The organism is Alteromonas sp. ABH4_453 (assembly GCF_056160665.1).
In genome coordinates, this window is record NZ_JBSWXP010000010.1 from 111,119 (window position 1) to 128,167 (window position 17,049).

Here is a 17,049-nt window from a genome sequence, read left to right on the forward strand (position 1 = left end):
AGCCTTACAGTGCCAGATACTATTAGATAACGCCAGAGCCGATACCACATAAGACAATTCATATTTATTTCATAATTCTACTTTAGTATGCCGGCGCTAGTTACCGGAGATAGGCACATGTTAAGCAAACTCAACCATCGTATTTACGCCTTACCAACGGTTTTGTTTCTTTTTCTCACTTTACTTTTTGTTTCTGCGGGCGCTTTTATTCAAAACGATGAGCGTGCAGCTCGTATTTCTAAGGCCCAGTCAGTAGCAGAGCAGGTAAAGATAAGTTTAGAGGTGTTCTCGAGTGAACGCATTCAAGCGCTGCATAACCTTATGCAAAACTGGCCCACCTTTGAGCCAAACCAAGTAGACTGGTTTAACGCGCAGGCTTTGTCATTGATGGGCATGCAGCGTGGTTTTTCATCGCTGGTGTTTGTTGATGCTGATGGGAAGATAGCGTGGGTGGCAACGCCATCTTCCGGCATTAAAACCCGCATAGACAACAGCTTAGTTGGTAAGCCTATGGAAGCGTTAGGCTTGAACATATCGCGTTTTTCTGAGGACTTGGAAAGCACGCTTTTGTATTCAGATACCGCTAAACACCACTTTATCATTATGGGTAGATCGATAAGCCCTCAGGAGCCTGAGCATGGCTTTCTAGTGGCGAGTTTTGATATACAAACTATTCTAGGCGTGATGTTAGGCGAGTTAGTGGGGCCGCAGTTTAATTTTCAGCTCAAAGCCGACAATCAAACCTTATTTCAAAGCGGAGAATTAGTACAAGATGGCACTATTGTGCCGCTTGCACCGTTTACATTTCTAGATCGGGACTTCCTTCTTACCATGCAGTCCCAGCTTAGCCCTTACAACGCAGGGCTTTTGATTATGCTAACGGGCTTATTAATGTCAGCGTTGGTTAGCTATGTACTGCACAAGCAGCTCAAAGGAGCGGTTAATCTATCCGCTAGCCATCAACGTTATCTTACCGCTAGCGAAGCATCTCTTGACGCGCTACTTATCTATCAACCAATAGATGATGACTTTTCTTTAGTTGAAGCAAACTCATATAGCCGCTATCTATTTCGCGGTGCTTGTGATGTATTACGGTCTATGAGCTTAGCCGAGCAAACGCGCTATTTAGGCTTAAGTGATGAATTTAAGAATGCTAAAAACGTGTCTGAACACGGTGTACCTTATGAAGCCCACCTTGCCATTCACAGCGACAAGATTGCGCCACAATGGATAAAAGTTCAGGTGGTAAAAGCAGGTGATAATATAGCGGTCACCGTAAGAGATGTGACCGAACGTTTTCGCGCCCAGCACGATTTAAAGCGTAGCGAAGAAAAGTATCGTCGCTTAGTTGATGGCATGCACCGTCACTTTGTTTACACCAAAACTGTCGAGCATAACTTTATGTATGTGAGCGCGGGTATTGAAAAAATTTTAGGGTTTAGCGCCGAAGACTTCTGTGCGAACGAGTCGAAATACGTACGCCAAGTACCTGACGAGACCTTCGAAATACGCCAAACCATTGCCCGCGGCGAAAAGCCCGAGCCTTATGTTGTGCATTATCAAGGCAAAGTAGGGGAGCCGTTAGCGATTGAATTTTCAGATACCCCCATCGTTGACGAACAAGGATTGTTGGTTGCGGTTGAAGGCATAGCACGCGATGTGACGAAAGAGCTAGCGCTACAGGAAGAAGTGTATTTTCAAGCCAACCATGACCAGTTAACCGGGTTGTTTAATCGCTACGCATTTGATGAAAAATTGCGAGAGATACTTGATGAAACGCACAAAGAAGCTGTTCAACACAGTAGTCGAGAGGCGTTAAACCAAGTTGGTTTTGAAAACGTGGCTGACATTCATTTGCCCCGCGCTTACCACAAACAAAGCGTGATGTGCTTTATCGATATGGATCGATTTAAATTAGTAAATGACAGCTGTGGTCACCCAGCCGGCGACAAGCTGCTTAAGGAGATTTCGACCATATTTAGGCAGTATGTCAATGGACACGACCTGCTCGCCCGAATAGGTGGCGACGAGTTCTGCATTATATTTCGCAATCAAAGTTTGGATGAGGTAACAAACCGCCTAGACAAGCTATTGGTAGCGATTTCCAATTACCGTTTTGTCTATGACGACAAGTTGTTCTTTGTGGGGGCAAGCATTGGCGTTATCGAAATAAACGAGAGCACACAAAGCGCGGAAGCGTTAATTAAAGCTGCTGACAATGCTTGTTACAAAGCCAAGCATCTAGGCCGAAACCGTTACTTTGTATTCCATGATAACGACTCGCAAATGGCCATTGACGACAGCGAAAATCAGGTTCTACATGCTTTGCACTACGCGTTACAAAACGATGGTTTTGAGTTGTATAGCCAAGCTATTATGCCACTTACCGTGCCGAGCCAAGAACAGGCCTCCCAATTACAGCATTACGAAATTCTGCTGCGTCTAAACGCCAAAGACAGCGGCCTTATCAGTCCGGGATTATTTATCCCGTTAGCTGAGCGCCACGGATTAATGAACAAAGTGGATATGTGGGTGGTAGATAACACCCTTAAAACCCTTGAAAGTAACCCAGCGCATATTGATAACGTTGGCAAAGTGGCCATTAACTTATCGGGTATTACATTGGGCGATGAAATGGCGCTTCACAACATTACCAAGCGCATGCAAAGTACCTCTGTACCTGCAGAGAAAATTTGTTTTGAGATTACAGAAACAACGGCGGTAACTAATTTAAGTGCCGCTAAACACTTTATATCCACGCTGCGCGATTTAGGTTGTAGCTTTGCCTTAGATGATTTTGGTGCAGGTATGTCGTCGTTTACTTACCTTAAGCACCTTGACGTAGATTACGTGAAGATTGACGGCTCCTTTGTGCGAAACATTGTTCACGATCCAATTGATCATGCTACAGTTACTGCAATTAATAATATTGCGCACAGTATGGGTAAACAAACGGTAGCTGAGTTTGTGGTCGATAACGCGACCGCAGAGGTCTTACGAGAGCTTAAAGTCGACTATGGTCAAGGCTTTGCTTTAGATAAACCCAAGCCACTGGCGCATAGAGTTCAATGGCGAGTTAAACTTGCCTCTGCCTAAAGGAAATGATTATGGGTTTATTTGATACCATCATGGGTAATGCAAGCGAGACTAGCGCTTCAGATGTTCAAGAAGAGCTTACGCCTATACTTGCTGCTAACGAAACGGTTACCTCTGCGTTTAAATTAGTGCGCGATTTGAGCGTATTCACAAACAAGCGCCTAATCCTTATTGATAAGCAAGGCCTGACCGGGCGCAAAGTGAACTATCATTCAATACCTTATAAATCTATTACGCAGTTTATCGTTGAGACGGCAGGGCATTTTGATACTGACGCCGAGCTTAAAATTTGGCTGTCGGGCAAAGCCGATCCTATTGAAATTGAATTAAGTGCGTCCTCTGCCCAGGCGGTACAGCAAAACCTAGCAACTCAGATGTTTAGCTAGTTTCTATAGTTGTAAAATTTGATTGATGTTTTGAAGTAGCAAGTGAAGAAAGTCTAATCACCCTACAAGTGCAGCAAAACACTACAAAGCAAACATGTACAAAATAAGCGTTAATTAAATCGACGAAACAAAAAAGCGATGCCTTCATAAGCATCGCTTTTTGCTTTTTGCTACTTTCCAGGGCTTGTTGAGCTTGGATGTACAGTAGAGATCAACAGTCCCAGGCTCTAACCGTATTAGTCTTTCAAGTTACGGTTAAAGAAATTAGTAATCGTTCTGTATAAATGAATGCCCGTTTGCTTACCACGGATACTGTGCTTCTTGCCCGGGTAATCCATAGTTTCAAATGGAATTGCCAAGTCTTGAAGATGCTTGTATAGCATAGTCGAGTGGGTAAACAGTACGTTGTCATCTGCCATGCCATGGTAAATCAAAAGGTCGCCTTTAAGATCTTTTGCGTAAGGGAATACTGAAGACGCAGTGTAAGCATCATCATCTGTATTTGGGTTGCCCATGTAGCGTTCAGTGTAGTGGGTATCGTATAAGCGCCAGTCAGTTACCGGCGCACCTGACACACCCGCTGCGAAGTAATCGCCCGCTTTGAACATGGTCATCAGCGTCATGTAGCCGCCATAGCTGTGGCCATGAACTCCAATACGCTCAGCATCAACGAAAGGTAGTGTGCGTAAGAACTCTACGCCTGCAACTTGATCGTCTACTTCAATAAAGCCCATTTTTTTATAAATAGGATCTTCAAAACCTTTACCGCGATAATTAGAGCCGCGGTTATCTAGCGTAAATACCACATAGCCTTGATCAACCCAGTGTTGGAATAGCAAGCCACGGTTACCCGCCCAGCTGTTTGTTACCACTTGTGCGTGCGGGCCGCCGTAAAGGTAAACAATAACAGGGTGCTTCTGTTTAGGGTTTTGCTTGGCACTGTCAGGCGTGTAAATTCGATACTTAAGGGTTGCGCCATCCTTTGTGGTGATGTCACCAAACTCAGGTGCCGTCCAGCTATCCATGTAAGCGTGTAGCGGATGGCCTTCTTCAACCTTGTTCTCTTCAAGCCAGGTAATTCGCTCGCCGGTGGCACTATTTAGGCTAACTTGTGCAGGAGAGTTAATGGTTGAGAAACGGTCGATAAAGATAGAGGCATCTTTACTGAATGCCGCGCTGTGATATGCCCCAAGTTCAGTGATACGCGAAATCTCGCCGCCCTCTAAAGGCACGCTGTAAACATGGCTTTCTAGTGGGGTGTCTTTGCGGCCAGAGAAGTACAAACGGTTGTTCGCTGTATCTATAGCTTCAACACTGTCAACAACCCAGTCACCTTTGGTTAATTGCTTAACCAGTTTGCCAGTGTTGTCGAATAGGTAAAGGTGTTTAAAACCGTCGCGCTCTGACGCCCAAATAAATTGGCCTTTGTCTTTTAGGAAGTAAAGGTCGTTGTGCAGGTTTACCCACGTGTTGCTTGATTCTGTAAGCAGTACGTTTTCTTTTTTGCTGTTAAGGTCAAACGCGCGCAGCTCTAGGGTTTGCTGATCACGTGTTTGCCACTGGTAGGTAAAGGTAGTGCTATTTGGCATCCACTTGCCTCGTGCAAAATAAATGTCTTTATCTTTACCTAAATCAACCCAAGTGCGATCCCCTGAGTCGATGTCTTGAATAGCCAGTTCTACCAATACGTTTGGTGTGCCCGCCTTAGGGTATTTTTGTTCGATAAGCTTGATATCATCAGCATAAATTTCAGAGCGGGTGATCACATCTACCGGGCTTTCATCCACCTTGGTAAAGGCAATCTTGGTCTCATCTGGTGACCACCAATATCCAGTCATGCGGCCCATTTCTTCTTGGGCAACAAACTCAGCCATACCAAATTTTATGTTGCCGCCGCCTTCTTTGGTAATCGCTGTCTCTTTACCTGACTCAATGTGTTTCACATAAAGGTTCTGGTCGCGAATAAATGAGATGTAGTTACCTTTTGGTGATAATTTAATATCAGTTTCAAAAGCGTCAGTATCTAAAAGTTGCTTCGCCCCTTTTTCGCCCAGCTTGTGATAAAACACATCGCCACCTAATGGGAAAAGTAATGCTTTACCATCGTCCGACCACTGGTAGCTTACAATACCGCTGCCAGATAAACGCATACGTTCCCGTCGCGCTTTTTCTTCATCAGAAAGCACTTCTTCGCCGCTTTGTAGGTCGTTTGAGTCGAAAAGCATGCGAGTTTGACCGCTTTCAATATGGTATTCCCATAAATCTAGGCGTTCGTAGTCAGTTTGCTTACCTTTTAAGAAGGTGACACGTTGACCGTCTGGGGATACTTTCAATGAACGTGGCGCATTGCCATCAAGTGAAGGAGAGGAGAAAATGCGCTCAATAGTGAGCGTTTCAGCGTTTAAAGCAGTAGAGAGCATAGCGGCTCCAATTAAAAGGGCTTTTTTCATTTTTATCTGCATATTTGACTGTCGAAGGTTTGATTGTAGTTATATCAATTTATGATACAAGGTGCGACGTATGAAATCCGCAATGGTGCTAGGAGCGACAGGTTTAGTAGGACGAATGCTTGTAAATATGCTGTTACAGGACAGACGGTACAATGAAGTAACCTGCTTAGTCAGAAAACCGCTTTCCTCTAGCATGTTTAACGACCCACACAATAGGCTCAAGCCTGTGGTTATCGACTTTGACAACCTGCAAGACTACCAAGGTTACTTCAGCGTAAACCATGTGTACTGCTGCCTAGGGACCACGCTTAAAAAAGCGGGGTCTAAACAAGCCTTTCGCCGTGTGGATTTTGAGTTTGTGCACGTCGCTGCCCAGCTTACTCGTGCTCAACGCGCAGACAGCTTTGTATGGATATCTTCGGTTGGCGCTGATGCTAAAAGCAGTAACTTTTATTTGCGGGTGAAAGGAGAATTAGAGAACGCCATTATGCGCATGCCGCAACTACCCCATGCCTCGGCAGTTCGACCTTCGTTGTTGTTAGGAGATAGAGGGGAATCACGAACTTTAGAAGATATTGCGCAGAAGACTGCGCCTATCTGGCAAAGCATAATGAAAGGGCCGTTAAAGAAATACCGCCCCGTTCATGCTATTGATGTTGCCAGAAATATGATGTCGCTGCAGCGTTGGTAATAAATAAAGTCATTAAGTCGTGACAATATATGTCACCAGCTTAACGTGAAGCTCAACCCAACTTGGTATAGAATGCGCGCCATTTAATGCTTTGGGTAATACGACTCCCTTATGTTCCGCTGTAAACAATTCACCGTGGCGCAGGATAAATGCGCCATGAAAGTGAACACCGACAGCCTGATTTTAGGCAGTTGGGCGCAGCTTCGCGCAAAAATCGGCCATGCTCCACGTATTTTGGATATTGGAACCGGCAGTGGCATTTTAGCACTGATGATGGCCCAAAAAACTGAGGGTTGTTACTCGCAAAGCGATGCTAACGGGAAGGTTTATAGTGATGGCGCTGATAGTCAAAAGTTTGAGAAAGCGTGTGCGACTTGTTCAGCTCCATCACCCCAAAGCCCGTTAGACAATAACGCTGCTCAAGTAGATGCGATTGAAATAGATGAGCAAGCCGCAGCACAAGCCTCTGCTAACTTTAAAATTGCAAAATGGGCTGAGCAGATGTTTGTTTACTGCTGTGATGTAAGTGGCTATACCTCGCCTCACTTGTATGACTTAGTGATATCTAACCCCCCGTATTTTGACTCGCCAGCTAAGCTTTCTAATGCGTACAGCAAGCAAAGCGAATCTCGCTCGGTGGCAAGGCAAACGTCTTCATTGGGCCCAGATGAACTTTTTAGTGCAAGCAGTAAATTGTTAGCAGATCAAGGGCAAATGTACTGCGTGTACCCAGCGTCGATGGAAGCCGAAGTTATCGAAACGGCGACAGGTTATGGCCTATCGTTGGAAGATATTCTTTATGTAAAGCATACGTCTAACAAAGCGCCTTACCTTTGCGCATTCCACTTTAAAAAAGTATTGAAGCGTGCAAGCGATAGTCTGGCAAACGTTACAGCAAATCGAGACTGTCTGAGTGCGAGGATAATAAGTACAAATAAAAGTGAGTTGATAATTAGAGATCGAGAGGGCGAATATACCAATCAATACAAAGCCCTTTGTCAGCCTTTTTACCTTAAATTTTAAATGAGCTTATATAAATGAACATAATCGCAGAAGGCTTTGGCGCAATAGCCGTGGTTTTAAATTTTATTGGTTATCGCCAAACGAACGTAGATAAATATTTGCTCATTTCTGCCTTTGCCTTAAGCGCACTTAGCGTGCACTTTTTTATGCTAGATGCTATGGCCGCAGGCATCGGTACTCTACTTGCCAGCGTACGTAATTTCGTTGCCATTAAACATAGAAGTAATATCATTTTATTCTTCTTTGTTGCGGTGAATTTAGGCTTTCTGGCTTATGAATGGTTTGTACTAGATCACAGCTGGATCATTTTCATTGCCTATGCGTCGTCACTTATTTTCACAGTGGGTTCGCTGGTTATTCGCAACACACATACTATTAGAAAAGTCTTTCTTCTAGCTGAAACTTTGGGGCTGCTGTACGCCATTTCTGTAGGAAGTATTTTCGGCACGGTATTCAACGTAAGCAATTTGATCAGTATTTTAAGCAAGCTGCGCAAACCCTAGTTAAAACCTTCAATACCTTTATCTAATCAATTAGTCTAATTCTTCTCTCTTTTTGCTCAAAAAAAGACCGGTTTTCGGTGGTTGGAATTCCTGGAAATATTTAACCAATCGGTCAATAAATATCATGTCAAATCTCTGCACGCCTTATTTTTAAAGGGGTATACCAAAGTTCAATGGGCTAAAGTTCAATATCTTTATCCAAATATAAGCGTATCATTTCTAATCAGTAAGTATGGTTTTCAGCAATTTTTCCTCTGAATATGTGGAGGTAAACTCAACGTGTAGTAATGAGGGGAGTATGCGCAGTGAAATTAGTGGAAAATACACAACTATCTAATCAGTCTGACTTGCTTGAGCAATCGTTTCAAAGTGCGATAGACAAAGGCACTGCGGTTAACGTATTTGAGCGCGCGAGGCATTTTCGCAATGCTGTTTCGGCAAGTGAGCAACCTCGTCTAGTTGAGACTCGAACTAATTTAGAAACAGAAAACCTGTGGAAGAAACGTCTCAACTTGTTACTTGATGCAGAGAATAAACTTATTAAAGTTATACGCTTACGTAAAATTACTGGTATATTTACGGTATTGAGCATGGCTATGTTTTTATTTTCCCTGTATTTAGCACCGTCCATGTCGCCAGTCGTTTTCTATGTTCTAAGTGCGGTCGCCGCTTTCGGAGTTGCGACGTACCCAGCGTGGTTCTTAGTATCCAAGAGCGACAGAAAGCGCAGAGATCACATCTCAAGTTTGTTTTACAAGAGCAATCATGAGGTAGAGGTCGCAGACGGAAAGATGACGTTAATCAACAGGGCGAACTATGCAAGTGTAACGCACATACACATACTGGATCGCAACGTTGGATCATTCGCAAACACATAAACATCACTACACGTCACACCTTACTGCTGTTCTACTAGTAGCGTCGCTCTTTCTTGGGGCGCTACTTTTGGCTCCGATGGATGCACTCGGGCAACTCCTCGCTTCCATTACTATTCTTATTTTCATATCGCTTTGCAGTAAAGAAGCCAGGCATTCTCAAAAATACCAGAACTTATTCAGAGTGCTTGCGCTCGTTCTCGCAATAGCACTTAGCGTGAGGTATTTATTATGGCGTGGTATTTACACGCTAACTTACTCTGATGTGCTTTCTATGATTGCAGTTTGGCTATTGTTTGGCGCAGAAATTTACGCTGGGATAACTTCCGTATTGGGCGCCATAGTGAATGCTTTTCCTTTAAGCCGTCCTCTTCTGACATTAGAAGGTAAAGACAAGTCTACACTGCCGAGCGTTGACGTAATGATCCCAAGTTATAACGAAGATGAAGAGATACTAGAGGTCACAATTCGTGCCGCACAAATGCTGGATTATCCAAAGGATAAGCTTTACATCCACTTGCTTGACGACGGCGGAACAGATCAAAAAATCAATGCAGATAATCCGGTTTCAGCGGCCTCAGCAAAGCAGCGAAGGCAGGACCTGCAGGCGCTTTGTTCGCGCCTTGGTGTCACGTATCACACGCGTGAAAAAAATGAATTCGCCAAGGCGGGTAATGTTAATAGCGCAATACAAAACACTACGGGTGATTTAATTGTAATTCTTGACGCAGATCATGTACCCACTTCAGATTTTCTAGATAGAACTGTCCCTTGGATGCTTAAAAATGAAAAAGTATTCTTAGTTCAAACCCCTCATTTTATGGCTAATCCCGATCCGGTAGAACGAAACTATTTCTCGGCATTTACCCGTATGCCGTCTGAAAATGACATGTTCTATGGCACCATCCAAAAGGGGCTAGACTATTGGGGAAGCTCATTCTTTTGCGGTTCAGCTGCTTTAATGCGAAGGAAGCATCTGGACTTGGTGGGTGGGATCTCGGGTGATTCTATTACAGAGGATGCAGAAACTGCGCTTGATTTGCACAAAATGGGCTATGAATCAGTATATGTTGATCGGCCAATGGTTAGCGGACTCGCCCCTGAAACATTTGATGCATTTATTCAGCAACGTATGCGTTGGGCGCAGGGCATGACGCAAATTTTATTACTAAAAAAACCATTCAAAGCAGAAGGTTTGAAATGGTACCAGCGGGTGGGTTACATGAGTTCAATCATGTTTTGGCTGTTTCCTTTCGCCCGTATTATTTTCTTGCTAATGCCGCTAGCATACTTGGTTTTTGGGCTTCAGGTGTATCATGCGTCATTACTTGAAATTTTTGCCTTCACCATACCCCACGTTGTCGCTACCTACATGATATCAACCATGCTTTTTGGTCGAACGCGATGGCCGCTGGTCTCAGAATTATATGAAATATTACAATGTGCTTTTACGTTGAATGCTTTGGTAAAAGTCTTCCTAAAACCTCGCGCTCCTTCTTTTGTTGTAACGCCCAAAGGAGAAAGCCTGGAAAAGACATTTGTGTCGCCACTTTCGACCGTATTTTATTGGCTTATTCTGGTCATCACTTTCGCACTAGGTACTGGTATTTATAAATTTATCACTGAGCCGATCACCCGAGAATTAACCGTGGTGGTAATGCTTTGGAACGCGTTCAATTTAATATTACTGCTGTCTGTACTCAGCGTATTATTAGAAAGAAAACAAGTGCGTAGCCAGGCACGCTTGCCCGCTACTAATAGCGTGGTTATCAAGAGTAAGAACGGTCAAGGATGGGTGGGTGATTTAGTAGACATGTCACTTGGAGGGGCTCGACTTCGATTAAAGGGAGAAGGCGCTTACGTGCCCGAGGGCGCGATATTAACTTCATGGAGCCATGCACTAAGTAGAAACGTACATATCCCTATAAATGTGCTGCATTACGATAGTAAGTCGAAAATGCTCCGTGTACGCTTTATGCCTCAAACCGAAGAACAAGAAAACGAAGTCGTCGCTTATTCACTGTGTGATAGTCTGCGCTGGATGTCGTTTCAACGAAGAAGAACAAGGGCTATCTCATACTGGTTCGGCGCAAAACATGTGTTGAAAGTTGGGTTAAAGCCTGTTTTATTGCATATGCTTGTATTAATGGGGAAATTCGCTATGAAATTAGGCTTGCTTGTTAAACTGGCAAAGGAAAAACAATGATAAAAAAATACCTTATGTTTATCGTATGCTTTTGCATGTCTTTTGCCCTAGCGGCGCAAACCAACACGTACCGATTAACCGACTTCTTTGGCGGTGAAAGTACCGTGCGCTTACAGGGAAAATCTGCCTCTACTGATATTCCAATTCCCCTTAGTTCAGTAACTGATGTGGACAGCGCGTTACTTACATTAGAAGTGGTCAGTTCGCAGGCGTTAATTAAAAAGCGTTCTCAGCTGTATGTGAGATTCAATAATGCGACCATTGGACAGATTGCGTTCGATCCAGACAGACCTTCTCTTGTCTCTGAAATTGCGATCCCTACTTCATTGTGGCGAGCCGGGTTTAACTCTCTGACACTAGCGGTAAGTCAGCACTATGCCGAGCAATGTGTTGACGGCAGTGCGCCTGAATTGTGGAGCGAAATTAATGCGTACAACTCCACGCTAAAAATTGCGACGTCGGTGAATGAAAAGCGCTTCACGTTAGATGAGCTGAGCGGGTTCTTTAATCCAGGAATCGGCGGGCAGCGAAACGTTCAGCTATACACAGCGCGTGAAGCTGATGCTCAAATTAAATATCAGACGCTTCCCATTGTTGCGCAAGCGCTGTCTCTGAGGAATCAATATCAACCGCTTATTATCGAGCACGATAGCTTTGATGATGGTTACGTTTTGCCACAGCTAGAAGACACAGAAAATAGCTTTTGGAACGACCAAAATGTTGCTCGTTACGAGCGAGCTGCGTGGTATTTGAAAGCCAAGCAAAAGCAGCCTGTTCATATTCTAGTTGGTACAGTCGACGCGTTATCACCTGTGTTATCTGACGAAGTGATTAACGACATAGATGGCGCGTTTTTAAAAGCACAGCGCACGCCAGCGTTTGTTAAGGACAGTAAGGTTATTGTACCAGCTAGCTACCGCCTTATTGTCAGCGGTACTACGCAAGATGAAGTACTTGAGGCAGCGAAAGCCTTGGCGGTAATGGACGATGCGATTAACCCTATTTCACAAGTCACCGTACTTTCACAGTCACAAATGCAGGCGGAAACGCTGCAGCGTCATCGCATTCTGAACCCTGACAATCACTACACATTCCAAGACTTTGGTGTGGCGACCACTCAGTTTAGGGATGAGGGGAACTTCACCAAACGGGTGTCATTCAGATTGCCTGCAGATTTTTATGTACCTGAAAACGCGAGCGTTAGCTTGCTCTTAGATTTTGGATATGGCGCAGGTTTTGGGCCAGGTTCGGTTATGAATGTAAGCGTGAATGACGAACTTGTACACGGTTTGTCTCTTAATAATATTAACGGACAATCCTACCGAGACTATCAGCTAAGAATACCTGCACGGTTCTTCAAAGGCGGGACGAATAATTTAGACTTTGCGGTAACCATGAGAGCGCCACTGGCAGGCGTGCCTTGTGATGATATTCCTGGTTCCCACCTCGTGTTCCAGCTTGATGATTCTTCGGCTATAAAGCTACCTGATGCAGGAAACGTGGCAGTTCAACCTAATCTCGTCTTGCTTTCAGAAACGGCTTACCCGTTTGCGCGCTTTAAGTCAGCACCATCGTCATCCATTGCTATTCCGTCAGATGACTACTTAGATACAGCGTTAACCCTTTCAGCGAAATTAGCGCAAGTAGCTCAAGTGCCTTTATTAAACGTGAAAATAGCAACTGGAAACGACATTACAACCGAAGGTTCTGTGATTGTTCTAGGTACCCCTGAAAGCTTAACGAATATTGAGCAGTCTGAATTCAGTACGGCCATTGAGGCAACGAAACGCTGGTCTTATCGGTTACAGAATAATTTGTACAATCGCGTAAGAAACCTGACGGACGATCAGTCTTTCAAGGAAATGCGCATAGACGGTCATACCATCCAAGAAAGCGACTTAGGTGAGCAAGCTGTACTTACTGCACAGGCACACCCTGTTTCATCACAAACCGATACTTTATTCATTGTTGCAGCGCAGACCCCGGAACTTCTTCAAGCTAGAATCGAGGATCTGGTTAGTTTGTCGATGTGGGGGCAGATGGCAGGGGATTTCTTCGCATGGAAAGATGGCCTTTCGCCATCACTCATCATGCAGGTAAGCGATAAATATGAAGTGGGTGAAGCCGACGACAGCTGGCTGCATTTACGACTGTGGCTGTCTAACAACCCGTGGTATTGGCTAATAGGCTTTGTATTCTTCGTATTTGTTGTCAGTCTGATTGTTTACCTGTTGCTCAAACGCAGAAATAAACAAGTACAAGACTCATGGTAATTCTGCATTACGCAACAAAAGCGACGTTAGTGATAGGTTTTTTGTTCCTGTTGGCGTCGTGCTCTACCAAGGAAGATAGCGAATTCAAGTCTCAGTACATAGCGTATAAGGCATTGTTTGTTGACGGCGGGCGCGTGGTAGACACAGGAAATGATGATGTGTCTCACAGCGAAGGGCAAGGATACGGTATGCTCTTTGCCGTCGCCGCCAACGACAAAGACACCTTCGATGCATTATGGCTCTGGACTCAACGTACGCTCATGCGCGAGGACGGGCTATTTAGCTGGCGCTACCGTCCTTGTGTGGATAATTCATCTTCTTGTATCGATGACCCTAATAATGCCTCTGATGGTGAGATTCTTATTGCCTGGGCATTATTGCGTGCAAGTGAAAAATGGGGTGTTGGTACGTATGAGGAGGACGCCAGAAATATCGTACGTGCTGTAGAGCAGAAACTTTTGGTGGTAAATAGTAACAGTGTAGTGCTCTTGCCAGGGGAATACGGATTTGCCTCTGACCAATCAGGAAATACCAGCCTTCAGCTAAATCTGTCCTATTGGGTTTTTCCTGCCATAACCGACCTGTCTTCGCTGTCGGCTACGCCAGAACGCTGGGAAAGCCTGTTCGAATCGGGCTTGATCTTGCTGTCGAACATGCAGTTTTCTACCTATCAATTGCCCAGTGATTGGGTGCGTTTCACCCCTAATAGTGCTGAGTCCGATAACAGTAAGATTGGTACGTTAAGTTTAGATAATGTGATATCGCCTGAGTTTGGTTTTAATGCGATCCGTATACCGCTTCAGCTAGCATGGTCGCCACGTTTTCGCAAAAACGCTAGGTTAACTGAGAAGCTACTTTCTCCCTACTATGCATGGTGGGCGATAACGCCTACGCCAGCTACCATCAACCTGTTAAACGAGGAAACAGCCGAGTACGAAATGTCTAAGGGAATGCGCTCAGTGCAGATGGCCGTAAACAGTTTGATGAAATCAGAAGAAAAGCAAAGGCCAGAGTGGCCTGAGATCAATCGAAACATGGATTATTACTCGGCAAGTTTAACGCTGCTTTCTATGCTAGCAGTTTTGGATAACGCATCGTGAAAACTCGGTTTACTCGCACGTCTTTGTATCTGGCACTAGGCGCTATGACCACGTCACTTTTATCGGTGCAGGCATACGGACAAGCTAAAACAACGTACAAAGAAAAAGATCTGGGTATATTACCTACACAGCAAGAACAGCCAGATTTAACAGGGCTTTGGTACCATATTAATGACCGACAGATTCAGCAAGCCAATGAAGAGTTTACGCGCTTAAAAGCTCGTTACCCTGCGTGGCAGGTACCACAAGAAGTCGAAACCGAACTAAACAGAATAAACGGCCGCTTAAAAGGTACTATCAAGCCTGTAGTTTCAGCGCCAAGAGAATCGCTTCAGGCTTTAAAAAAGCAGCCAGATAAGCCCGCTTCTAAAACCCTCCCGCTCGAACAATTTGCTCAGTTAACGCCGAAAGCCAGAGCAAATACGCCGAAGCAAAAAGTAGAAACGCTTATTGCATTGAGCAATCAAATTAAGCGTACTGATTTTTACTTGCTTATGGGGTGGACCGCCATTGATAAAGGCATGTTAGAAATGGCAACGCAGCAGTTCTCTCAGGCCCAACAATCGGCAGTTCGGGATATCGATAAACAATCCGCTCAACAAGGCCTTAACAGTGTCACTGGTATTAAGCTGCAGCAGGCATTGTCTTTGCGCGATACGACAACGCTGGAGCAATTTCTCAAATCTGATAACAGCGGCTACGTAAAAGAAGTGCTGCAGGGCGCGGCATGGCAACAATTCGACTTGAAAAATTACGACTTTGCCGCCGCGCTATTTAGTTTGGTGAACGATAACGAAGGCAGGTATTTGTCACTTAGCGCGCAAAGCAGCGACACGGCCAAGCAAAGCGCGTTCGACCTAGCATGTAGTGTCAATACCGAAATTTTCATTCGACGCTGTGCTGATGGTCTGGCTAGCCGACAGGCTCAGTTTTACGATACACGGCGCTACAAGCAAAGTATTGAGTCAGGAGAATCACTTGCCCGTTTGAGACCGTTAAGTGTAGATGAGCAAGCACTAATTGGGTGGGCTGCTAAAGAGATACAAGACACCACAACCGCCACCGCAGCGTTCGAGCGAGTGTTAGCGAAGACGCCAACCGATACGGTAATTGCCAATGAATTGGTTACAATTAATCAAAACGACGAAGCCACACTGAACCGATTGGCGCTGAGATATAGTGCGGTAAAAAGCATATTGCAAGAACGCACCACACGTAATGCCTGGCCCAGAAAACAGTTTTGGCTAGCTTATCAAAATCGCGATGTGCGGGGAGTTACAGCACAAACTAAAGATGGCCTAAGTGCAGTCTACGGTATTAATACTCGCAGTCGAAGCGGGGAGGAGGGACTCGGTAATTTCGATGTTCTCTCGCAATATATTGGTATTGGCAGCGGTTATGAAAACTGGCTGTGGCAAGTATCGCTCGACTATAAGCAATTCTACAGTGGTCGCCCTCAAGTTGGTGACTGGTTTGGTAACGATCAATTGAGTGAAGCATTTTCGGGAATAAGCGGCTTTGAAGATAAGGGGCTTCGCGCCGAAGCGCATTATCAGGCACCTGATTTCAATTTTTATGCAAACCTTGAATATGCCATGTTCGATCAACCCGTTGGCGCTAAAGTAACCGGGCAGATATCTGCAACCAAATTTCTTACCAGTACAACGGTAGCTGCAACCTTGTTTAGAAAGGCAAAAGAAGACAGCTTATTAAGCCAAACCGGAACCTTCAATGCTGATCACGCTAAACCTTGGGGCTATGTGATAGAAAGTGGCATAAGAGGGTTAGTAGCGCATACAGTGGCCGATAACTGGTCTGTTGCAGGTACTGCCCAGGTTAGTCGCTTAGACGGCGAGCAGGTTGCCGATAATAGCGCGCTCTCTCTACGGGGGGATGTCAGTTACGATATTGCTACCATGATATCTCCCAAGCTTGATTATTGGCGTGTCGGGCCATTCTTTAGCTATACAAGCTACGATAAAAATCTAAGCGGCTTTACCGTTGGCAATGGTGGCTACTTTAGCCCAAGCCAGTTCATTAGTATTGGCGGCTATTCAGAGCTATTGACGCTTGAAGCACTAAACTGGCAAGTTAAACTGCGAAGCTCACTTGCGCTATCACGTGTTGAACAAGACGATGATCTGCGCTTTCCGATTGGAGGTGCATTTCCTACGGCAGACGAGAATGCGACCCTTGGTGAAAGCTCAGATACAGGCTTAAGCGGTAACTTTATGGCTGAAGGGCAGTATCGTATTGATCACAACTGGATTGTGGCAGGGTATATTGGAAAAGCCTTTGCGGTTGAGTATCGAGCGTTTGAAGCGGGTATTCAAATAAGGTGGCGAGAAGGGCAAGGCGGCGGCGTAACCAGCGATGAACTCTTGCTGTCTTCGCCAAGATCAAGCGGCTTTGCACTATAAAGCCGCTTTTATTTGAAGATTTACTA

Annotated in this window: 11 protein-coding genes; 10 read left to right on the plus strand and 1 reads right to left on the minus strand. The window is 44.8% G+C overall.

The window, feature by feature from the left end:
• The first annotated feature begins 117 nt into the window (after positions 1-117).
• On the plus strand, positions 118-3,096 hold the full coding sequence (locus ACXAGV_RS18185) for a putative bifunctional diguanylate cyclase/phosphodiesterase (RefSeq protein WP_474874443.1): 2,979 nt from the start codon (positions 118-120) through the stop codon (positions 3,094-3,096).
• Positions 3,097-3,107: 11 nt separating this feature from the next.
• Positions 3,108-3,482 carry a PH domain-containing protein gene (locus tag ACXAGV_RS18190; protein ID WP_014950757.1) on the plus strand — a complete coding sequence of 125 codons (375 nt, stop codon included), beginning with the start codon at positions 3,108-3,110 and terminating at the stop codon, positions 3,480-3,482.
• A 236-nt stretch (positions 3,483-3,718) separates the two neighbouring features.
• Here ACXAGV_RS18190 and ACXAGV_RS18195 read toward each other — a convergent pair whose 3' ends face one another.
• Positions 3,719-5,932: a S9 family peptidase gene (locus ACXAGV_RS18195; protein ID WP_474874444.1), complete on the minus strand. Its 2,214-nt coding sequence runs from the start codon at positions 5,930-5,932 to the stop codon at positions 3,719-3,721.
• A gap of 70 nt (positions 5,933-6,002) precedes the next feature.
• On the opposite strand from ACXAGV_RS18195, the gene ACXAGV_RS18200 reads away from it, so the two are divergent.
• The 8 genes from ACXAGV_RS18200 to ACXAGV_RS18235 all read left to right on the plus strand — a co-directional run bounded on the left by ACXAGV_RS18200 (position 6,003) and on the right by ACXAGV_RS18235 (position 17,023).
• Positions 6,003-6,623, plus strand: a complete 621-nt coding sequence (locus ACXAGV_RS18200) for an NAD(P)H-binding protein (RefSeq protein ID WP_474874445.1) — start codon at positions 6,003-6,005, stop codon at positions 6,621-6,623.
• 156 nt (positions 6,624-6,779) lie between these two features.
• Entirely contained in the window at positions 6,780-7,646 is an 867-nt protein-coding gene (locus tag ACXAGV_RS18205) for a tRNA1(Val) (adenine(37)-N6)-methyltransferase (RefSeq protein ID WP_474874446.1), read from the plus strand.
• 14 nt (positions 7,647-7,660) lie between these two features.
• Positions 7,661-8,149 (plus strand): YgjV family protein, encoded by a 489-nt coding sequence (locus tag ACXAGV_RS18210; protein WP_136783768.1) that lies wholly within the window; start codon positions 7,661-7,663, stop codon positions 8,147-8,149.
• Between the two features lie 305 nt (positions 8,150-8,454).
• Positions 8,455-9,027 carry a hypothetical protein gene (locus ACXAGV_RS18215; RefSeq protein WP_474874447.1) on the plus strand — a complete coding sequence of 191 codons (573 nt, stop codon included), beginning with the start codon at positions 8,455-8,457 and terminating at the stop codon, positions 9,025-9,027.
• Between the two features lie 76 nt (positions 9,028-9,103).
• Positions 9,104-11,230 carry a UDP-forming cellulose synthase catalytic subunit gene (gene bcsA / locus ACXAGV_RS18220; protein ID WP_474874483.1) on the plus strand — a complete coding sequence of 709 codons (2,127 nt, stop codon included), beginning with the start codon at positions 9,104-9,106 and terminating at the stop codon, positions 11,228-11,230.
• On the plus strand, positions 11,227-13,503 hold the full coding sequence (locus tag ACXAGV_RS18225; RefSeq protein ID WP_474874448.1) for a cellulose biosynthesis cyclic di-GMP-binding regulatory protein BcsB: 2,277 nt from the start codon (positions 11,227-11,229) through the stop codon (positions 13,501-13,503). Before bcsA ends, ACXAGV_RS18225 begins: the two co-directional genes overlap by 4 nt.
• Entirely contained in the window at positions 13,497-14,603 is a 1,107-nt protein-coding gene (locus ACXAGV_RS18230; protein WP_474874449.1) for a family 8 glycosyl hydrolase, read from the plus strand. The genes ACXAGV_RS18225 and ACXAGV_RS18230 overlap by 7 nt, the downstream gene beginning before the upstream one ends.
• Entirely contained in the window at positions 14,600-17,023 is a 2,424-nt protein-coding gene (locus tag ACXAGV_RS18235) for a cellulose synthase subunit BcsC-related outer membrane protein (RefSeq protein WP_474874450.1), read from the plus strand. Before ACXAGV_RS18230 ends, ACXAGV_RS18235 begins: the two co-directional genes overlap by 4 nt.
• The last annotated feature ends 26 nt before the right edge of the window (positions 17,024-17,049 follow it).

What these genes read in the sequence shown, in the direction of transcription:
- ACXAGV_RS18185 (WP_474874443.1), top strand. Translation starts at nt 118, where the DNA reads ATGTTAAGCAAACTCAACCATCGTATTTACGCCTTACCAACGGTTTTG.
- ACXAGV_RS18190 (WP_014950757.1), top strand. Translation starts at nt 3,108, where the DNA reads ATGGGTTTATTTGATACCATCATGGGTAATGCAAGCGAGACTAGCGCT.
- ACXAGV_RS18195 (WP_474874444.1), bottom strand. Translation starts at nt 5,932, where the DNA reads ATGAAAAAAGCCCTTTTAATTGGAGCCGCTATGCTCTCTACTGCTTTA.
- ACXAGV_RS18200 (WP_474874445.1), top strand. Translation starts at nt 6,003, where the DNA reads ATGAAATCCGCAATGGTGCTAGGAGCGACAGGTTTAGTAGGACGAATG.
- ACXAGV_RS18205 (WP_474874446.1), top strand. Translation starts at nt 6,780, where the DNA reads ATGAAAGTGAACACCGACAGCCTGATTTTAGGCAGTTGGGCGCAGCTT.
- ACXAGV_RS18210 (WP_136783768.1), top strand. Translation starts at nt 7,661, where the DNA reads ATGAACATAATCGCAGAAGGCTTTGGCGCAATAGCCGTGGTTTTAAAT.
- bcsA (WP_474874483.1), top strand. Translation starts at nt 9,104, where the DNA reads ATGGATGCACTCGGGCAACTCCTCGCTTCCATTACTATTCTTATTTTC.
- ACXAGV_RS18225 (WP_474874448.1), top strand. Translation starts at nt 11,227, where the DNA reads ATGATAAAAAAATACCTTATGTTTATCGTATGCTTTTGCATGTCTTTT.
- ACXAGV_RS18230 (WP_474874449.1), top strand. Translation starts at nt 13,497, where the DNA reads ATGGTAATTCTGCATTACGCAACAAAAGCGACGTTAGTGATAGGTTTT.